The 17,011-nt window shown below is 65.6% G+C and carries 20 protein-coding genes; 3 read left to right on the forward strand and 17 right to left on the reverse strand.

Going from position 1 to position 17,011, the window contains the following annotated elements:
• Positions 1-53: 53 nt before the first annotated feature.
• The gene (trpA, locus tag PVW48_RS03370; protein ID WP_274580283.1) at positions 54-845 is read right to left on the reverse strand and encodes a tryptophan synthase subunit alpha; all 792 of its coding nucleotides are present in this window, start codon (positions 843-845) and stop codon (positions 54-56) included.
• 62 nt (positions 846-907) lie between these two features.
• Positions 908-2,254: an MATE family efflux transporter gene (locus tag PVW48_RS03375; RefSeq protein ID WP_274580284.1), complete on the reverse strand. Its 1,347-nt coding sequence runs from the start codon at positions 2,252-2,254 to the stop codon at positions 908-910.
• Positions 2,255-2,510: 256 nt separating this feature from the next.
• Here PVW48_RS03375 and ychF point away from each other — a divergent pair, with 256 nt between their 5' ends.
• On the forward strand, positions 2,511-3,608 hold the full coding sequence (ychF, locus tag PVW48_RS03380; RefSeq protein ID WP_012177631.1) for a redox-regulated ATPase YchF: 1,098 nt from the start codon (positions 2,511-2,513) through the stop codon (positions 3,606-3,608).
• Between the two features lie 36 nt (positions 3,609-3,644).
• Here ychF and PVW48_RS03385 read toward each other — a convergent pair whose 3' ends face one another.
• The 5 genes from PVW48_RS03385 to PVW48_RS03405 form a co-directional block, all read right to left on the reverse strand.
• Complete coding sequence (locus PVW48_RS03385; RefSeq protein ID WP_012177632.1) at positions 3,645-4,340, reverse strand: aspartate/glutamate racemase family protein; 696 nt, start codon at positions 4,338-4,340, stop codon at positions 3,645-3,647.
• The gene (locus PVW48_RS03390; protein WP_274580291.1) at positions 4,340-5,626 is read right to left on the reverse strand and encodes a TRAP transporter large permease; all 1,287 of its coding nucleotides are present in this window, start codon (positions 5,624-5,626) and stop codon (positions 4,340-4,342) included. The genes PVW48_RS03385 and PVW48_RS03390 overlap by 1 nt, the downstream gene beginning before the upstream one ends.
• Positions 5,626-6,147 carry a TRAP transporter small permease gene (locus PVW48_RS03395; RefSeq protein ID WP_012177634.1) on the reverse strand — a complete coding sequence of 174 codons (522 nt, stop codon included), beginning with the start codon at positions 6,145-6,147 and terminating at the stop codon, positions 5,626-5,628. The genes PVW48_RS03390 and PVW48_RS03395 overlap by 1 nt, the downstream gene beginning before the upstream one ends.
• A 22-nt stretch (positions 6,148-6,169) precedes the next feature.
• A complete protein-coding gene (locus PVW48_RS03400; RefSeq protein WP_274580292.1) occupies positions 6,170-7,150 on the reverse strand; it encodes a TRAP transporter substrate-binding protein in 981 nt (326 codons plus the stop codon).
• Between the two features lie 217 nt (positions 7,151-7,367).
• Entirely contained in the window at positions 7,368-8,213 is an 846-nt protein-coding gene (locus tag PVW48_RS03405) for a MurR/RpiR family transcriptional regulator (protein WP_274580293.1), read from the reverse strand.
• A 203-nt stretch (positions 8,214-8,416) separates the two neighbouring features.
• Between PVW48_RS03405 and PVW48_RS03410 the strand changes: the two genes are divergently transcribed.
• Entirely contained in the window at positions 8,417-9,097 is a 681-nt protein-coding gene (locus PVW48_RS03410) for a GntR family transcriptional regulator (RefSeq protein ID WP_274580294.1), read from the forward strand.
• A gap of 115 nt (positions 9,098-9,212) precedes the next feature.
• Here the strand turns inward: PVW48_RS03410 and PVW48_RS03415 are convergent, their stop codons facing one another.
• The 7 genes from PVW48_RS03415 to PVW48_RS03445 all read right to left on the reverse strand — a co-directional run bounded on the left by PVW48_RS03415 (position 9,213) and on the right by PVW48_RS03445 (position 13,503).
• Complete coding sequence (locus PVW48_RS03415; protein ID WP_274580295.1) at positions 9,213-9,716, reverse strand: dioxygenase; 504 nt, start codon at positions 9,714-9,716, stop codon at positions 9,213-9,215.
• A gap of 10 nt (positions 9,717-9,726) precedes the next feature.
• A complete protein-coding gene (locus PVW48_RS03420; RefSeq protein WP_338020464.1) occupies positions 9,727-10,971 on the reverse strand; it encodes a TRAP transporter large permease in 1,245 nt (414 codons plus the stop codon).
• A 170-nt stretch (positions 10,972-11,141) separates the two neighbouring features.
• The gene (locus PVW48_RS03425; RefSeq protein ID WP_274580296.1) at positions 11,142-11,426 is read right to left on the reverse strand and encodes a TRAP transporter small permease subunit; all 285 of its coding nucleotides are present in this window, start codon (positions 11,424-11,426) and stop codon (positions 11,142-11,144) included.
• Between the two features lie 16 nt (positions 11,427-11,442).
• Entirely contained in the window at positions 11,443-11,655 is a 213-nt protein-coding gene (locus PVW48_RS03430; protein ID WP_274580297.1) for a hypothetical protein, read from the reverse strand.
• 301 nt (positions 11,656-11,956) lie between these two features.
• On the reverse strand, positions 11,957-12,352 hold the full coding sequence (locus PVW48_RS03435; RefSeq protein WP_274580649.1) for a malonic semialdehyde reductase: 396 nt from the start codon (positions 12,350-12,352) through the stop codon (positions 11,957-11,959).
• A gap of 9 nt (positions 12,353-12,361) precedes the next feature.
• Complete coding sequence (locus PVW48_RS03440) at positions 12,362-12,619, reverse strand: hypothetical protein (protein ID WP_274580299.1); 258 nt, start codon at positions 12,617-12,619, stop codon at positions 12,362-12,364.
• Entirely contained in the window at positions 12,619-13,503 is an 885-nt protein-coding gene (locus tag PVW48_RS03445) for a fumarylacetoacetate hydrolase family protein (protein WP_274580300.1), read from the reverse strand. The genes PVW48_RS03440 and PVW48_RS03445 overlap by 1 nt, the downstream gene beginning before the upstream one ends.
• Here PVW48_RS03445 and PVW48_RS03450 point away from each other — a divergent pair.
• Positions 13,483-14,046, forward strand: coding sequence for a YciI family protein (locus PVW48_RS03450; protein WP_274580302.1), 564 nt, complete (start codon positions 13,483-13,485; stop codon positions 14,044-14,046). The two genes, PVW48_RS03445 and PVW48_RS03450, sit on opposite strands and share 21 nt — an antisense overlap.
• On the opposite strand, the gene PVW48_RS03455 is transcribed toward PVW48_RS03450, so the two are convergent.
• Genes PVW48_RS03455 through PVW48_RS03465 form a run of 3 tightly spaced genes read right to left on the reverse strand, consistent with a single transcriptional unit; the run spans position 14,009 to position 17,003 of the window.
• The gene (locus PVW48_RS03455; RefSeq protein ID WP_274580304.1) at positions 14,009-15,508 is read right to left on the reverse strand and encodes a mannitol dehydrogenase family protein; all 1,500 of its coding nucleotides are present in this window, start codon (positions 15,506-15,508) and stop codon (positions 14,009-14,011) included. The genes PVW48_RS03450 and PVW48_RS03455 overlap by 38 nt on opposite strands.
• Positions 15,496-15,999: a hypothetical protein gene (locus tag PVW48_RS03460; RefSeq protein WP_274580305.1), complete on the reverse strand. Its 504-nt coding sequence runs from the start codon at positions 15,997-15,999 to the stop codon at positions 15,496-15,498. The genes PVW48_RS03455 and PVW48_RS03460 overlap by 13 nt, the downstream gene beginning before the upstream one ends.
• Positions 15,999-17,003, reverse strand: a complete 1,005-nt coding sequence (locus PVW48_RS03465) for an ABC transporter ATP-binding protein (protein WP_274580306.1) — start codon at positions 17,001-17,003, stop codon at positions 15,999-16,001. Before PVW48_RS03465 ends, PVW48_RS03460 begins: the two co-directional genes overlap by 1 nt.
• Positions 17,004-17,011 lie beyond the last annotated feature (8 nt).

Below are 17,011 nucleotides of genomic sequence, written 5' to 3' on the forward strand. Positions count from 1 at the left end.
GTGGGGGGCGTGAACAGCCCTTCCCGACGGGGAAGATGGGGTGGTTTCGGGCCTCAGGCCCGGTGCGCGCCCGCGGCGAGATCGGCCACGAAGCCCAGGATCTCCGGCACGGGCTTGCCGTCCTCGATCATCTTGACGATGGCGGAGCCCACCACGGTGCCGTCAGCCACGCCCGCGATGCTCTCGGCCAGCTCGGGGGTCTTGACGCCGAAGCCCACGATAACCGGCAGGTCGGTGGCGGATTTGATCCGGGCCACTTCCGGGGCCACATCGCTGGCCTGCGCTTGCGCCGCGCCGGTGATCCCGGTGATCGACACGTAGTAGACGAAGCCGGACGTGTTCTGCAGCACCTTGGGCAGGCGCGCGTCGTCGGTTGTGGGTGTGGCCAGCCGGATGAAGTTCAGACCCGCGGCCTGGGCGGGGATGCAAAGCTCGCTGTCTTCCTCGGGGGGCAGGTCCACGACGATCAGCCCGTCGATCCCGGCGTCTTTGGCATCCGCGAGAAAACGGTCCACCCCGCGGGAATAGATCGGGTTGTAGTAGCCCATCATCACGATCGGTGTCGCATCGTCGGTCTCGCGCAGGGCGCGGGCGAGATCGAGGGTCTTGTCGAGGGTCTGGCCCGCCTCCAGCGCGCGCTGGCCCGCAAGCTGGATCGTGGGGCCGTCGGCCATGGGGTCGGTGAAGGGCATGCCAAGCTCGATGATGTCGACGCCTGCCGCGGGCAGGCCGCGCACGATCTCCAGCGAGGTGTCGTAATCCGGATCGCCGCCCATCACATAGGCCACGAAGGCTTTCTTGCCCTCTGCCCGCAGCCGCGCGAATGTCTCGTCGATCCGTGTCATGGTCAGCCCTGCGTCCCTGTAGCCCATCGTTCGCAGCGGTTTGGGCCAAGGGCGCGCGGAAATCAATGCCCGATCTGCATCGCAGGTGCCCTGCCCGTAAGGTGCCAGAAGCGCAGGGGCAACATGATGGCGGCGATGGCGAGGCCCAGACCGAAGCCGACCCAGAGCCCGAGCGCCCCCAGCCCCGCCCAGAACCCGAGCGCGTAGGCCGCGGGCAGGGCCAGAGGCCAATAGGCGATAAGCGACATGGCGGTGGGCCAGCGCATGTCGCCCATGCCGCGCAGAGCGCCGAGGCTGGTCGATTGCACCCCGTCGGCGATCTGCATGCAGGCGAGGGCGATGAACAGCGTGGCGGCCAGCGCGACGACCTCCGGGTCGTCCGACAGCAGGCCCGAGAGCCAGTCGCCCGCGATCAGGAAGAAGGCCATCAGCAGGATCATCCAGCCGGTGACCACGGTCAGGGCGGCGCGCAGGATCGCGCGCAGTCGTCCGGTCTGGCCCGCGCCATGGGCCAGGCCCACCCGGATCGAGGCCGCCATGGCCATGCCCAGCGGAAACACGTAGCCCACCGCGCCGACGGTATGCACGATCTGGTTCGCGGCCAGCGCCGTGGCCCCGACCCAGCCCATCATCACCCCGATCAGGGCATAGGCCCCGCCTTCGCCCGCATAGCCCACCACCAGCGGCCAGCCATCCCGGATCTGGGCGCGCAGGCGCAGTGCGCCCGCGGGCACCGGCACCCGCCAGGGGGCGAGGCCCTTCGCGCGGCGCCAGACCAACCAGGCCGCCCCGAGGGCGAGGGTCTGGCTAAGGATGCTGGCAAGGCCCGCGCCGAGCAGTCCCAGCCCCGCGGGATAGATCAGCAGCCAGTTCAGCGGCAGGTTCACCACCACGCCGAGATAGCTGAGCGCCACCCCGGCCCAGGGACGGTCCACCGCGTCGAACAGCCCCTTGATCACGTAGAACGCCGTGAAGGGCAGCAGCCAGACCGCCATGGACACCCAGTAGCCGGGCAGGATCGCGCGCACGCTGTCGGGTTGGCCCAGCAGCCCCAGCGCAGGCAGGATCGCCAGCATCAGGGCCATGCCAAGCCCCCCGGCCGCCAGGCTCAGCCAGAGCCCGGTCTTCAGCTCGATCGCTACGCCCGGACGGTCGCCCGCGCCTTCGGCCTGTGCGATGCGGATACCTGTCATGGTCACGAGGCCCCACAGGCTGGACAGCAGGATGATGACCACCGAAGTGGTGATCCCGGCGGCGGCCAGGGGCTCTGTCCCGAGGGGGGCGATCATCACCGTGTCGATCACCCCGATCAGCATCGGGGCGGCGAGCCCGATCATCAGCGGGATCGACAGGCGCAGGAGGGGGGCGAGTTCGGATATGGTGGTGGGGATGGGAGATGCGTGGGACATGGGCAAGGCTCTGACGCCCTGCGGCGGGCCCCCGCGGAACGGTTTGCGTGTCTTGCCCCAGCCACACGGGGACGGCCGCGCCGTAGTCTTGGTCTAGCGATCCGGGCGCAGGGGGCAAGTTCGGACTCTGTGCGGGATTGCAGAGGCCGGGGGTGGCCCTGTTCCCCGCCGCGCAGGCGGTGCAGGCCCGTGCTTGCGGCGCGCGGGGCTTCCGCCTAAGACACCGGCAAACCGGATCAGGCAAAGGACACGGGCGATGGGCTTCAAGATGGGTATTGTCGGGCTGCCGAATGTGGGCAAGTCGACGCTGTTCAACGCGCTGACCCGAACGGCGGCGGCGCAGGCGGCGAACTTTCCCTTCTGCACCATCGAGCCGAATGTGGGCGAGGTGGCGGTGCCCGACCCGCGGCTTGATAGGCTGGCGGAGATCGCGGGGTCCAAGCAGGTGATCCCGACGCGGATGACCTTCGTGGATATTGCCGGTCTGGTGAAGGGCGCCTCCAAGGGGGAGGGGCTGGGCAACCAGTTTCTCGCCAATATCCGCGAGGTGGATGCCATCGCCCATGTGCTGCGCTGCTTCGAGGATGGGGATGTGACCCATGTGGAGGGGCGCGTCGATCCTATCGCCGACGCCGCCACGATCGAGACCGAGCTGATGCTGGCGGATATGGAGAGTATCGAGAAGCGGCTGCAGAACATCGTGCGCAAGGTGCGCGGCGGCGACAAGGAAGCCGTGCAGCAGGAGCGTCTGATGCGCGCGGCCATGGCGGCGCTGGAAGAGGGCAAGCCCGCCCGCGCGGTTGCGGTCGACGCGGAGGACGCGAAGGCGTGGCGGATGTTGCAGCTGCTGACCACCAAGCCGATCCTGTATGTGTGCAACGTGGATGAGGCCAGCGCCGGGTCGGGCAACGCCCATTCCAAGGCGGTGGCGACCATGGCGGCCGAGCAGGGCGCGGCCCATGTGGTGATCTCGGCCCAGATCGAGGAAGAGATCAGCCAGCTCGACCCGGAAGAGGCAGAGATGTTTCTGTCGGAGATGGGGCTGGAGGAAGCCGGGCTCGATCGTCTGATCAAGGCTGGCTACGCGCTCTTGCACCTCGAGACCTATTTCACCGCCGGGCCGAAGGAGGCGCGCGCCTGGACGATCCCGGCGGGGACCCACGCACCCCAGGCCGCGGGTGTGATCCATGGCGATTTCGAGCGCGGCTTCATCCGGGCCGAGACGATTGCCTATGACGACTACGTGGCGCTCGGCGGCGAGCAGGCCGCGAAGGAGGCCGGCAAGATGCGGGCGGAGGGCAAGAGCTACGTCGTCAAGGATGGCGACGTGCTGCATTTCCTGTTCAACACCTGATCCTGACCTTTCCAGGGGGCTCCGGTTTATGCGGGCTCAGGTCTCGGCGGGCGCGGCGGCTCGGCGGGGTTCGTGGTCGCCTCTGGGGGCGGCCACGGCCCGGATCAGGCTGATCGCGGCCTGGGTGCCGTCGATGATGGGGATGGGGCAGGTCGGGGCGAGGCTGCGGGCCATGCCCGCGAGCGGCCCGCCGCCCATGACGATGCTGCGTGCGCCCCGTTGGTGCATATCGGCACAAAGGGCTTCCAGTTCGGAGCGGAAGCGGGTCTGAACCTCGCCTGGGTCGCCGAACTCCTCCCCCGCGACGCAGGAGATGCCAAGCAGCGCGTCCGACAGGCCTGCCTCGTCCACCTTGGCCTGCAGGCCTGGCACGAGGCCCTTGCCGAAGGTCACGATACCGAACGGCCCGCCAAGGGCGCGCGCGGTGGCGAATGCGGCGCTGGCGATGCCGACCACGGGGATGCTTGGGCGCAAGGCGCGCACCGGGTCCGCGCCGGTATTGCCGAAAGAGGCCAGAACGATCCCGTCGCAGGGCCCTTTGAAGCCGCGCACGGTGTCGACCACCGCCTGCCGGGCGAGGGCCGCGTCCTGCTCGGTCACGATCAACTCCGGCCCGTAGGCGGGGCAGAGGGTGGTGAACCGGTCGCCGGGCAGGGCCATGGCATCGGCGGCCTCCCGGATGCGGTTGGTCACCCCGCGGGAGGTGTTGGGATTGATCACCAGAAGCCGCATCACAGGATCACCGACGGCAACCACAGCGACAGGGCCGGGAACAGGTTGATCAGCAACAGGGCCACCAGCATCGCGCCGATGAACATCAGCATCGAGGGAATGATCTTGGCGATGGAAATCTTGGCGATGGCGCAGGTGATCAGCACCACCGAGGCCACGGGCGGCGTCTGTTGCCCGATGCCGAGGTTGATCGTCAGGATCAGACCAAAATGCACCCGGTCGATACCCAGCTGGTCCGCGAGGGGAAGGAAGATCGGCACCAGCATCAGGATCGCGGGCGTGCCGTGGATGATGGTGCCCGCCAGCAGGAAGAACACGTTGATCGCCAGCAGGATCACCCAGTAGTTGTCGGACAGCCCGAGGATGCCTTCGGCGATGTCCTGGGGGATGCGCTGGTTGGTGAGGTACCAGCCGAGCAGGGTGGAGGTCGCCACGATGAACATCAGCATGGCCGAGCGTTTACCCGCGATGCGCAGGGTGTCGATCAGGGTGCCGAGCTTGACCGTGCGGTAGATGAAAGCGGCCAGCACGATGGACCAGAAGGCGGCGATGGCCCCGGCCTCGGTCGCGGTGAAGATGCCGCCCAGGATACCTGCGAGCACGAGGATCGGCAGGGTGAGGGGGATGGCCGCGTCCTTGCCGGTCTCGGCCACGCGGCCCCAGGAAAACGCGCCTTCGGTCGGATAGCCGCGCTTGACCGAGATGATATAGGCCGTGCCCATCAGCAGGCCGCAGACGAGGAACCCGGGCACGATCCCGGCGGCGAAAAGCTCGGCAATCGAGGCGTTCGCCACATAGGCATACAGGATCAGGTTCAGCGAGGGCGGCACGATGATCGCCATGGTCGCCGAGGTCGAGGTGACCGCGGCGGCGAAGGCGGCCGGGTAGCCGCGCTTGCGCATCTGGGGGATCATGACCGAGCCGATGGCGGCGGCATCCGACGTGGCGGTGCCGGAGATTTCCGAGAAGAACAGCGAGGTGAGGATGTTCACATGGGCCAGCCCGCCCCGGATATGGCCCACCAGCGAGGAGGCGAAGGCAATAAGCTTCTCTGCGATCTTGCCCTGGTTCATGATCTCGCCCGCGATCATGAACAACAACGCCGCCACCAGCAGGTAGTTGTTGGCCCCGCCGAAGGGGATCAGCCCCATGATCTGCGGCACGACCGCAGGGTCCAGCAGGATCATCACCGCCGCGGTCACGCCGAGCACGAAGGCAATCGGCAGCCCGGCAATCAGCAGCACGACGAGCAGGATCAGGATGATCCATCCAGGGTCCAGGAACATCAGGCGTCACTTTCCGGCAAGAGGTCGAGCGGATCGATCCGCCCGGTCACGATCCCGGCGAGCCGCACCGCGCAGAACAGCGCGATCAACGCACCCCCGAGCGGCATTGCCCCCCGAAACAGCATCATCGGCAGGTCCACGGAGATCAGCGAGCGGGCCCCGAAGCTGGCCGCCGCGATCCCGCCGTACCAGGCGAGCATCGCGCCGAACGCCCCCATCAGGACCAGATTGAGCGCGGTCACCCAGCGCTGCATCCCCGGCGGCATCACCCGCAACACTGCGTCGAAGCCGAGGTGTTCATTGGTGCGCGTCAGGTAGGCCGCGCCGATGAAGGTCAGCATGGCCAGCAGGTGGGCGGGCAACTCCTCCCCCCAGGAGACGCTGTCGTTGAGGATGAACCGGGCGAAGACCGCCCAGTTCAGAAGCAGCAGCAAGAGCCCCGCGAGCGTGATTACCATCACGTCCAGAACCGCGCCGAGCCAGCGGTCGGCGGTGTCGATGACGGTATCGAGGCGATCCATTCCGTGGGCTCCTGCGCTGGGCTTATTCGATGCCGAGGGCGGTTTTCGTCGCCGCGATCATATCGGCGCCGATCACGTCCACGAAGGTCGGGCTGTCATAGAGCGGTGCTGCGGCAGACTGGAAAGCCGCGAAGTCGATCTCGTTGACCTCCAGCTTCTCCTGCAAGGCCGCGATGGTCTCTGTATCGCTGTTTTCGCCCCACTCGAAGCTCCACGGACCGACCTCCTTGGCGACCGAGATCACGGTCTCGCGCAACTCTGGCGTGAGCGAGTTCAGGAACGGCTCGCCGATCACGAAAAAGGTGGGCAGATAGACGTGGTTGGTCAGGGACATGTAGCCCTGCACCTCGAAGAGCTTTGCAGTCTCGACCACGTTGGCGGGGTTTTCCTGGCCGTCGATGGTGCCCTGGTCGAGGGCGGAGTAGACCTCCCCGAACGAAAGCGGCGTGGCGTTGGCGCCGAGGGTGTTGAACATCTCTACCCGCTGGCGGTTGGTGGGGGTGCGGATTTTCAGACCGTCGAGGTCAGCGGGGGTCACGATGGGGCGCACATTGTTGGTGATCTGTCGGAACCCGTTGTCCCACATGGCCGCCAGCACCATGCCTGTGCCGTCGAAGCCGTCGGCCAGCATTTCGCCCGCCGGGCTGTCGATGAAGGTCTGTACGGCGGCGCGGTCCTCGAACAGGTAGGGCAGATCGAAGATCGAGGTGCGGTTGTTCACCTGTGCCACGGCGGAGGCGGAAAGCGAGGCCTGGTGCGTGCCGAAACCGAGGCCCTGCAGGACGTCTTCTTCCTTGCCCAGGGTGTTGGACATGAAGATCTGCACGTCGATCTCGCCCGGGGCGGCGGCCTCCAGGCGCTGCTCGTACTCTTGCAGGAAGACATGGGCGAAGGAGCCTTCGGGCAGGGAAGAGTTGATCTGCATGACGGCTTCGGCGGCGGCGGCCGCCGGCATGAGCATCGCGCTGGCCGCAGCGATCAGGGCAAGACGGGAAGTGGTCATGGTGTGGTCCTTTCAATCTCGGTGAGGAGGGACGAATCGATACCTGATTGTGAAAACAATTTTTCAAACACTACCACGGAGAAATAAATTTTTCACACCGTTTCTTGCGACGAGACGTGATCTGCCGCGAAATCCAGCGGTTTTTATCGACTGACGTCGGGAAACAGGCAGGGGGAGCCCCGGGTGCCAGGGGGCGGCTCCCTTGGGGGAAGCACGGCTAAAGCTCGTCGAAGCGCCGGTGACTTTCCTCGATCGCGGCCATCCGCGCGCGGCCGGCCGCGCCCGACAATTCGATGATCCGCGCGCCGATCAGGTTGCAGACCGCCATGCTGCTGACATGGTTCATCAACGGCGCGGTGGTCGAGGTCGCCGATGTCAGGTGCCAGTCCGCGCCTGCGAGGTCGGGAGTGGGGCCATCCGCGAGCACCGCAAGGGCCGCGCCGGCCTGTTTCGTCGCCTCCGCGACCGCTTGGGTCAGCTTCGGCTTGCGGCGCAGGGCGACCAGGAAGACCACGTCGCGCGCATCGAGCGAGGCGAAGCTTTCGGCCAGTGTCTCTCCCGCGCGGGGCAGCACGGTGACCAGGGGCAGCACCTGGGAGCATTGCCAGCCGAGATATTGCGCGAAGGATTGCCCGGCGCGGAACCCGACGAACCAGACCCGTGGCGCGGCGATCATCGCTTCGGCAAGGTTGTCGATCACGGTGTCGTCCAGCCCGCCATAGGTCAGCTCGAGGTTCTGCTGGGAGGCCATGAGATGACGCGCGACCGCGCCGCCGCTCTGGGGCGTGTCCGCGGACATCCGCAACAGGGCGGTCCCGGCCTGCTGCTCGTCGCGGACCGCGCGGCGCGCCTCGTCGAACGACCCATAGCCGATGCGCCGCACGAAGCGGGACACCGTGGCGTTCGACACATTGGCCAGTTCGGCGATCTCGGTGGCCGTGTAGCCCGCCATCTCGCCGGGAAAGTCGAGCACCAGTTCCGCCAGCTTGCGCTCGCTGGGGTGCAGGTCGGGCAACGCGTCGCTGACGCGCGCGAGGAACGGCTTGGGGGTCGAGACGGTCATGGCACCACGATGCGTGGCTGCGCGGGGCGCGTAAACGGGTTTTTTGCCAGAGCAGGGGGCGGCGCGGCAGCGCAGGGGGGGGATCGCTGGGCGGATGGCCCGCCGCGACATCGACGGTCAAAACATCGATTTTTCTCGATTTCGGAGCATATATCGTTTTATTGTCAGGCCACACGCAAATTCGGCGGTTCCAAGGAGCGCGCATGACCATTCAAGGTTTCGACACGCGACCCGGCGAGGGGTCGGCGACACAGCGTGCCTATCAAATGCTGCGCCACATGATCGTCACCGGCGTCTTGCGGCCTGGCGAAAAGCTCAAGATCGACGCCTTGCGGCGCAAGTTGGACACCGGGGCGTCGCCGATCCGGGAGGCGCTGAGCCTGCTGACCTCGGACAACCTGGTGGAGCGGATCGACCAGCGTGGGTTTCGCACCGCGGAGATCAGTGCCGAGAACTTCCAGGAGATCCTCAGCCTGCGCTGCACGCTGGAGGCGCTGGCGCTGGGCGAGAGCATCGCGCGGGCCACGGAGGGCTGGGAGGAGGGCGTCGTGCTGGCCCATCACCGGATGCAGCGCGCCAAGCAGGCCGGCAGCGAGATGTTCGAGCAGCGCCACAAAGAGTTCCACATGGCGCTGCTGGCCAATGCGCCGTCGCCTATCTTGCTGAAATTCTGCTCGCAGCTCTATGACCTCAACATCCGTTACAGGTACCTGGCCGGGAATGCGCTGGACTACCGGCGCCGGGATGTGAGCGATGAGCATCAGGCGATCCTCGATGCGGTCGTCGCGCGGGATGTGGACCGCGCCCGGGAGGCGTTGATCAGCCACTACAAGATGACCGGCGCCTTTCTCGCAGGGCTTCTGGGCGATGGCGCGCTCAGCTAGGTGGGGACCAGTGTGAGGTCGAATTCGACCTTGAGCCAGGGGCCGTCCACCTTGCCCGAGAGATCGAACCCCTCGGCGGGGAAGGTGCCCGCGGGTTGTTCCATGTACTGCATGATCAGATCCGACCGCACGCCGAAGACCGCGTCCTGGCTGGAATAGAGGCCGTTCGGGACGGTTTGCCAGTGTCCAACTCGGCCCCTTCGATGGGCGTGCCATTGATGCTGCGCACCACGCCCGTGGCCAGCAGGACCGGGCCGGGGTAGTGGTGCTTAAGGTCATGGCCGATGGGGATCCTGGGTGAGCCGCTCACGTGAAAGGGCCCGAGCACCGAGGAGTTGGTCCCGCCCGGCACCGTGTTGATTATGTCCACCAGCGAAGACAGGCCGAGAACGTCCGACAGCAGTACGAACTCATGCCGCTCCCGGGTGGTGAACTCGGTCATGCGTTCGAGAAACGGAATGCCCTGGTCCCATTCCGCGTGGGTCAGATTCACCTGCCTGGCAAATGCATGCAGGTGGCGGGTCAGGGCGGTCATGACCTCCTTGAACCGCGGGTCGGTGTCGCGGCCGAAATAGGCCTCAAACGCGTCGGTGAGGGTGTCCTCGGTGACGTTTCTCATCAGGCTCTCCTCAGTTCAGGATGGCAAGGCTCAGGGCCGGGAAGCGGATCAGCAGGATCAGCACCAGCAGCATCACGAAGGCGATGGGCGGGGCGCCAAGGAACACGTCCTTGAGCTTGATCCGATCATTGTCGAGCGTGGCCTTGATCACGAAACAACTGAGCCCCAGCGGCGGGGTCAACAGGCCGATCTCGGGGGCGACCACCGCGACGATGCCGAACCACACAAGGCTCAGCCCCATGGTGTCGATCAGCGGCAGGAAGAGCGGCAAGACGATCAGGATGATCGAGGCGGTGTCGAGGATCGTGCCTAGAAACAGCATCAGCACCACCAGGAGGAACATGATCCGGAAGAAATCGAGGGCGTTCTCGGCCTGGATGGTCTGCAGTTCGTTCGGCAGGCCAGCGAGGCCGAGCATCCGGGCATACATCGACGCCGCGGTGATCAAAAACAGGATGGCGGCGGTGATATGGCCGGTTTCGATCACCGTTTCCCAGAAGGAGGTGAGGTTGAACCGCCCGCGGGCGGCGGCGATCACGATGCCGAGCAGAGATCCGGCCGCCCCCGCCTCGACCGGGGTTGTCCAGCCGGTATAGATCCCGCCCGGCACCACCACGAGGATCAGCGCCGCGATCGGCAGGGTTTTCGCCGCGATCTTGGACCAGGGCATCAGGTCGCTCGTCTCGATCTTGGTGCCGCCAACGAAGGCCGAGGTGAAACGCCCCATGAACCAGATCGCCACGATATAGGCCGCTGCCAGTAGCAGCCCGGGCACGACACAGGCGAGGAACATCTCGCCCACCGATTGTTCGGCAACGAAGGAATAGATGATCAGCATCGCCGAGGGCGGGATGATCATGCCCAGCACCGAGGATCCCGCGGCCACCCCCACGGCAAAGCGCGGATTGTAGTCATGGCGCAGCATCTCGGGCACGGACATCTTCGAGAACACCGAGGCCGAGGCGATGGAGGACCCGGTCACGGCGGCAAAGACCGCGTTGGCCCCCACCGTGGGCATGCCGATCCCCCGGGTGATGCGGCGGAACCCCTGGTTCATGGCCGAGTAGATATCCGCACCAGGCCCGGCCCTGGACACGATCAGCCGCATGAAGGTGAAGAGCGGAATGGTGGCGAAGGTGTATCCCATAGCGCTGTCGCCGATGGCGATCTTCAGCAGCGCAAAGGACAGGTCCATGCTGTCGCGCATGATCCGGATCGCGATGAAGCTGACGAGGCCCAGGGCAATGGGGATAATGCACCGTGCACAGGCAGGCGCTCAGGAAGATCACGAGCTTGACCGGCCACCAGGGCGCAGTGAATACGCCGGGCGTCGAAGTAGTCCTTGGTTGCCCACATATCTAGAAACTCTGGCCAGATCGCGATGGCGACCGGCACCATGAAAAGCGCGCTGACCAGATCGATCACCTAGCTCAGGCGGCTGCCGAGGGCCGGGCGACGCGCCGGCATCAGCATCAGGAACCCGTCCGAGCGGGTCAGGCGTCCGACGCGGATCATGTCCGGCAGTTGCAAAAACACGATGAGAACCATCGAGAATTGCACCACCTCGACCGCGCCGAGGAAGGGTTTGTTGAACAGCCCGCGTGCCACGATGTCGTAGTTGATGACGACGATCATCGCCATGACCACGAAGGTGCCAGCGGCATTTGCCGCCATGGAAATGCCGCTGACAATTCTTGCGAAAAGGGTCATGGGGCCTGACGCCTGATCAGTTAGTCGCTGTGTCGCCGGACCAGTTACGCACCGGGGTGAACCCGGCCTCGACCAGCTTTTTCATGTAGGGGTTGCGCATCTCCGTGCCGGGCTGTCCGGCCACCGCGCACCCCTCGATCCCTTCGAGATAGCGCAGGTTCATGCCGGCGCCGGCGACCTTGGTCCCTTCGAGATCCGACAGCCCCGAGATCGGCGCGTGGGAGAACACCTGGTAGTCTGGCTGGGAAGTTTGGAGCTGTGGAAGATGGTCGTGACGATGCTGATGTCCCCGAGGCCCAGCTTCACGCCTTCGAGCATGCTCTTGGGCTTGGCGATGGTGCCACCATAGTTTTCCGTCCAGTCCATTTTATTATTGCCTGTCTCGGCGAGGCGCCTGCCGAGGGCCGGCCGCGGGTCCGTCTGTGCGGAACCAGTCCTGCACCGAGCCTGGGCGCGGGGTGCACGCGATCAGGGGGATGTGAGCCTGTCCGATGGTGGTGTCCTGTCTTCGCGCGCACCGCCATCAGCCCTCACAGTATCTCGCATATATCGTCAAAGGCGAAACGTGGCAGTTTCTGGAACAGGGCGGCTTCGTCCGCGTAGCCGATGTTGCACAGGAAGTTCGACTTCCAGCCATTCTCGGCAAAGAACTCCTTATCCACGATCTGGTTTGAAAACCCGGACATCGCACCCACGTCCAGACCCATGGCACGGGCCGCGATCATGAAATACGCGCCCTGCAGGGTGGAGTTGCGATACGCGGTGTTGTTGGCGTAGTCTTTGTTCCCGTCGAAGAGCGGCTTGCGGTCTTCGGGCGAGAAGAGAAAGTCGAGCTTCTGCCAATAGAGCGGGTCCCATGCGATGATCGCGGTCACCGGCGCTCTGCGCATCTTGTCGACATTCTTGGGATTGAGCGACTTGGCCAGGTGGTTTTTCTAGGCGTCACTGCGCACGAAAAGGAACCGCGCCGGGCAGGTGTTCATGCTGGTCGGTCCGGCGATGGCGATCTCGAACCGCGTGTGCAGCATCTCGTCGCTGACCGGGCGGTCGGTCCAGGCATAATGCGAGCGCGCATCGCGCAGGAACAGGTCGATGGCATCGTCGTCCAGACGCGGCTTGCGGCGGCGCAGGACGCGCACTGCCTCCTGCGCCTGCGTGCGCAGATCGGTCTGGGATTGCGCCGGGGCGGTCATCACTCCGCCGACGTTCTTGCCGCTATGGCGGTCTCGTCCACCACGGGGTTGGCGCAGGTCCCGATGCCTTCGATTTCCACCTCGATCACTTCTCCGGGGCGCAGCCAGCGGGGGCCGGGCTTCTTCGCATGGCCGACGCCGGGCGGTGTGCCGAGCGCGATCAGGTCTCCGGGCTCCAGCGTGGTGTATTCCGAGATGATCGAGAGGGTCTTGGCCGCGCCCCAGATCATGTTTTCAGTGTTGGAGGATTGCAGGATCTCATTGCCCACACGGCTCTCTATCTTCAGCCCCTTCGCGCCTTCTGGCAACTCGCCCGGGGTCACCACGATGGGGCCGACGGCCCCGGTCGCGTCGAAATTCTTGCCCGGGGTCCATTGGTGGGTCTTGCGCTGGTATTCCCGCACAGAGCCGTCGTTGAAGGTGGTGTATCCAAAGACATGCTCCAGCGCCGCGTCCTCGGGGATGTGGCGGCCGCCCTCGCCGACGATCAGCATCAGTTCGGCTTCGTAATCCAGTGTCTCGGAGCAGGCGGGGCGCACCATGGGGGCGCCGGAGGGCATGATCGAGTTGCGCCCCCGCATGAACAGGGCCGGATAGTCCGGAATCTCGTAGCCACCTTCGCGGATGTGTTCGACATAGTTCAGGCCAAGGCAGATGATGGTGCCGGGATGCGCGATGGGCAGGGCGGGGGTGATGTCGGTCACTTGGGTCTGCGGGCCCTGTCCAACGAGGCTTGCGGCCTTCGTCACAAGCTCGTGATCCCGGGTCAGCGCCGCCAGGTCGGTGCCGATTTCCGGCATCAGGGCGGTCAGGTTTGTTGCCGCCTCTTCCACGATTGCAAAGACGCCCGGCTGGCCTTGGACATGCCCAACAAGAAACCGCATGGATACCTCTCCCGCTTGCTCGACTCTTCTTTTGACGATAAACGGGCTCTGGGTAAAATAAAATCGATTTTTTGCAGGGCGGGAGAAATCTCGCAGATGCGCGCATGGGCAGACTATAAATCCGAAGCAAAGAGCAGGGGCGCTCTGGCCGAGGAGCTTTACGCGGTGCTCTCGAGCCCGGCCGGGGCGTCGGCAGATGTGCGCGTGAACCTTCCCGCGCATCTGGCGTACCAGGAAGCCAGCGGAGCGCTCTTTCTTGCGGGACCGGTCTCCGATGAGAGCGGCGAGATGATGGAGGGGATGGGCCTGATCAACTATCGTGTTGTTTCGCTTGACGCGGCGCCGGCAATCGCCGAGGCGGACCCGATGCACAGAAGCGGGGCGCGCAGCTTCGTGCTGCGGCGGTGGCTGGTCAACGAGGGGGCCCTGACCTTGAGGGAGCCTGGCAGCGCAAGGCGTGCGCTTCCGCTGACTTTGGGTTGGTACTGGGCGGGCGAGCGCGGGTTCAGGACGCCGTGGCCGTGTGCCGCTCCTTGCCGGTGATATAGCGGCGCAGGGCCGCCTCGCAGCCTTTGTCCCAGATCAGCGCGAGCCAGGCGCAGAACGCGTCCGCGAAGGGTTCCGATTGCTTGAGATCACCGTAGAGCCCGGTTTGCCCGAGCCAGAGCGCCGGATCGGTCCGCGCCGCGCTAGCCACGGGGACAAGCGCGTCCCAGAGCGGGTCGTTCGGCGCGATCTCGGTCCCGTCCTCGCGCACCCCGGCGCACATCCGCGCCCAGAGCGCCTCGACCAGCGCCAGGCCCTCGACAGAGCGTCCGGCCGCAAGCTGGTCCCGTACGATCGGCAGGACAAAGCCGGGATGCCGGGCTGAGCCATCGAAGGCCACGCGCCGGGTCGTGTCGACGATCCGCGGGTTGGCAAAGCGGGTTTCGATCAGGTTGACATAGGATGCAGGCGTCTTGCCGGGGACCGGGGCGACCGTCGGCGCGATCTCTTCCCGCTGCACCTTGCCGAAGAAGGCCGCGATGCCGGGATGGGCCATGCAGCCGGAAATCGTCTCGATCCCGAGATTCTCGCCCGCATTCGCCAACACCTGGTGGCCCGCGTTCAGAATGCGGATCTTCATTGTCTCGTAGGCATGCACATCGTCGGAGAAGGTCGCCCCGACCGCGTCCCAGTTGGGGCGGCCCGCGCAGAACTCATCCTCGATCACCCATTGGCGGAAGGCTTCGTGGGTGACGACAGCCGCGTCCCGGATGCCGAACTGAGCAGCAAGGGCCAGCTCCTTGGGGCCGGTGGCGGGCGCGATGCAATCGACCATGGAGTTGGGGAAACTGGCATGGGTGTCGATCCAGTCGGCCAGTGCCGGATCGGTCAGGCGCGCAAGGGAGACCACGGTCTGGCGCAGGATATCGCCATTGCCCTGCAGGTTGTCGCAGCTCAGGCAGGTGAAGGGACCGTGGCCCGCGGCCCGTCGCACACGGAGGGCAGCGACGATGGCGCCGAAGGCTGTGCGCGGCCGGTCCGGCTGCGCCGCATCATGGACGAGATCCGGGTGCGAGGCATCGAACCCCTTGGTTACCGGATCGATGTAATAGCCGCTCTCGGTGACGGTCATGGCGACGATCCGGATCGCCGGGTCCGCCATCTGGGCGATGAGCGGGCGGTTGCCCTCCACGATGGGCAGGTAGTCGATCATCGAGCCGATAACCTCGGCGGAGACGTTGTCGGGATCCAGTTCGATCAGGGTGGTCAGGCAATTCTGCGCTAGGAGCTTGTCGCGCATGGCCGCGTCATAGGGGCGAACCCCTGCGCCGATGATCGCCCAGTCGAGCGCTTGGCCCGCCTGCATCAGGCGGTGCAAGTACCAGGCCTGGTGGGCCCGGTGGAAATTGCCGACGCCGATATGCACGATCCCGGGCGTCAGACGGCTCCGGTCGTATCGGGGGCGTTCGATGGCCAGTTGCCCCAGGGTCGCGTTTGAGAGGGAGATCAGCTGATCCATTGTCCACCATCCACGTTGCAGGTTTGCGCGACGATAGCATCGGCCTCCTCCGAGGTCGGGGACACCGCCATGCCGGTCAGGTCTTCTGCGGGGCCCGTATCTCCGTAGGGAACAGTGGCGCCGATTTTCTTGGTCTTCTGGCCCGGGGCGTCTTGCGCATGTTCGGTGCGAAAAGCACCGATGCCGCCCCGGTATTCGTTACCTATTGCGCCGGGCGAGCGCGCCCTGAGGGTGACCTTGTGCCCGATCCGGTCAAGCGTCGCTGCCGTGTTGGCGTCATGGCTCTCCCCGAAGCGTTTTCCGCGTCGCCCCACACCGCTGATCCTATCAGCGGTCTTTTCGGCGCCACCATGGGCGATGAACTGCCAGCCCGCGGTGCCTGGTAGGCAAGGTGTGCGGTCGACCGTGATGTCGAGAACCCCCTGGTCGTAGGGTCGCCCGATCCCCCGGGCGGCCTCCGTGATCGGGGCTGAGTTCACAGCCGGATGCATCAGGAAACCCGCAGGCCCTGGGCGTCGAACTTGTGCAGCTTGTCCAGCTGCGGCGTCAGGAAGATCTTGTCGCCATGCTTGACCGGCAACTCGCCATCCACGCGCACGGTCATAGGGTCGCAATCCGGCACGCCGTGGATGTGCAGGAAGGTGTCGGAGCCGAGATGCTCGGCCACCCCGACACGACCTTCCCAAAGCCCCTCGGTGGTGCTGACGTCGGTATGCTCGGGGCGGATGCCGATGGTGGCGACCCCGTGCTTTGCGGCCTCGGTCCCCTTGATGAGGTTCATCTTGGGCGAGCCGATGAAGCCGGCGACGAACTCGTTGCGGGGGCTGTGGTACAGCTCCAGCGGCGAGCCCACCTGCTCGATATGACCGGCGCGCAGAACCACGATCTTGTCGGCCATGGTCATGGCTTCGACCTGGTCGTGGGTGACGTAGATCATCGTTGTCTCCAGCCGCTTGTGCAACTCGGAGATTTCCAGCCGCATCCCCACCCGCAGAGCCGCGTCGAGGTTCGACAGAGGCTCATCGAAGAGGAATGCCGCTGGTTCGCGGACAATGGCGCGACCGATGGCCACCCGCTGGCGCTGGCCGCCGGACAACTGGCCCGGACGGCGGTCGAGATAGTCTGTGAGATTCAGCGCCTTGGCGGCGGCGTCGATCCGGCGCTGTTGCTCGGCTTCGTCGATGCCCGCCATCTTCATCGGGAAGGCGATGTTCTTGCGCACCGACATATGCGGATAGAGCGCGTAGGATTGGAACACCATCGCCAGGCCGCGCTTGGCCGGGGGCACGTTGGTCGCATCCTTGCCGTCGATCTCGATATGGCCCGAGGTGATGTCCTCCAGCCCCGCGATCAGGCGAAGAAGGGTGGACTTGCCGCAGCCCGAGGGGCCGACGAACACTGCGAACTCGCCATCCTCGATGGTCAGATCCAGAGGCGGAATGACCTCCACGTCGCCGAAGCTTTTCGTCACCTGGTTGAGCTTGATTTGTCCCATGGGTCTAG

Origin of the sequence: Dinoroseobacter sp. PD6 (assembly GCF_028807315.1) — a bacterium.
GTDB classification, from domain to species: domain Bacteria; phylum Pseudomonadota; class Alphaproteobacteria; order Rhodobacterales; family Rhodobacteraceae; genus Dinoroseobacter; species Dinoroseobacter shibae.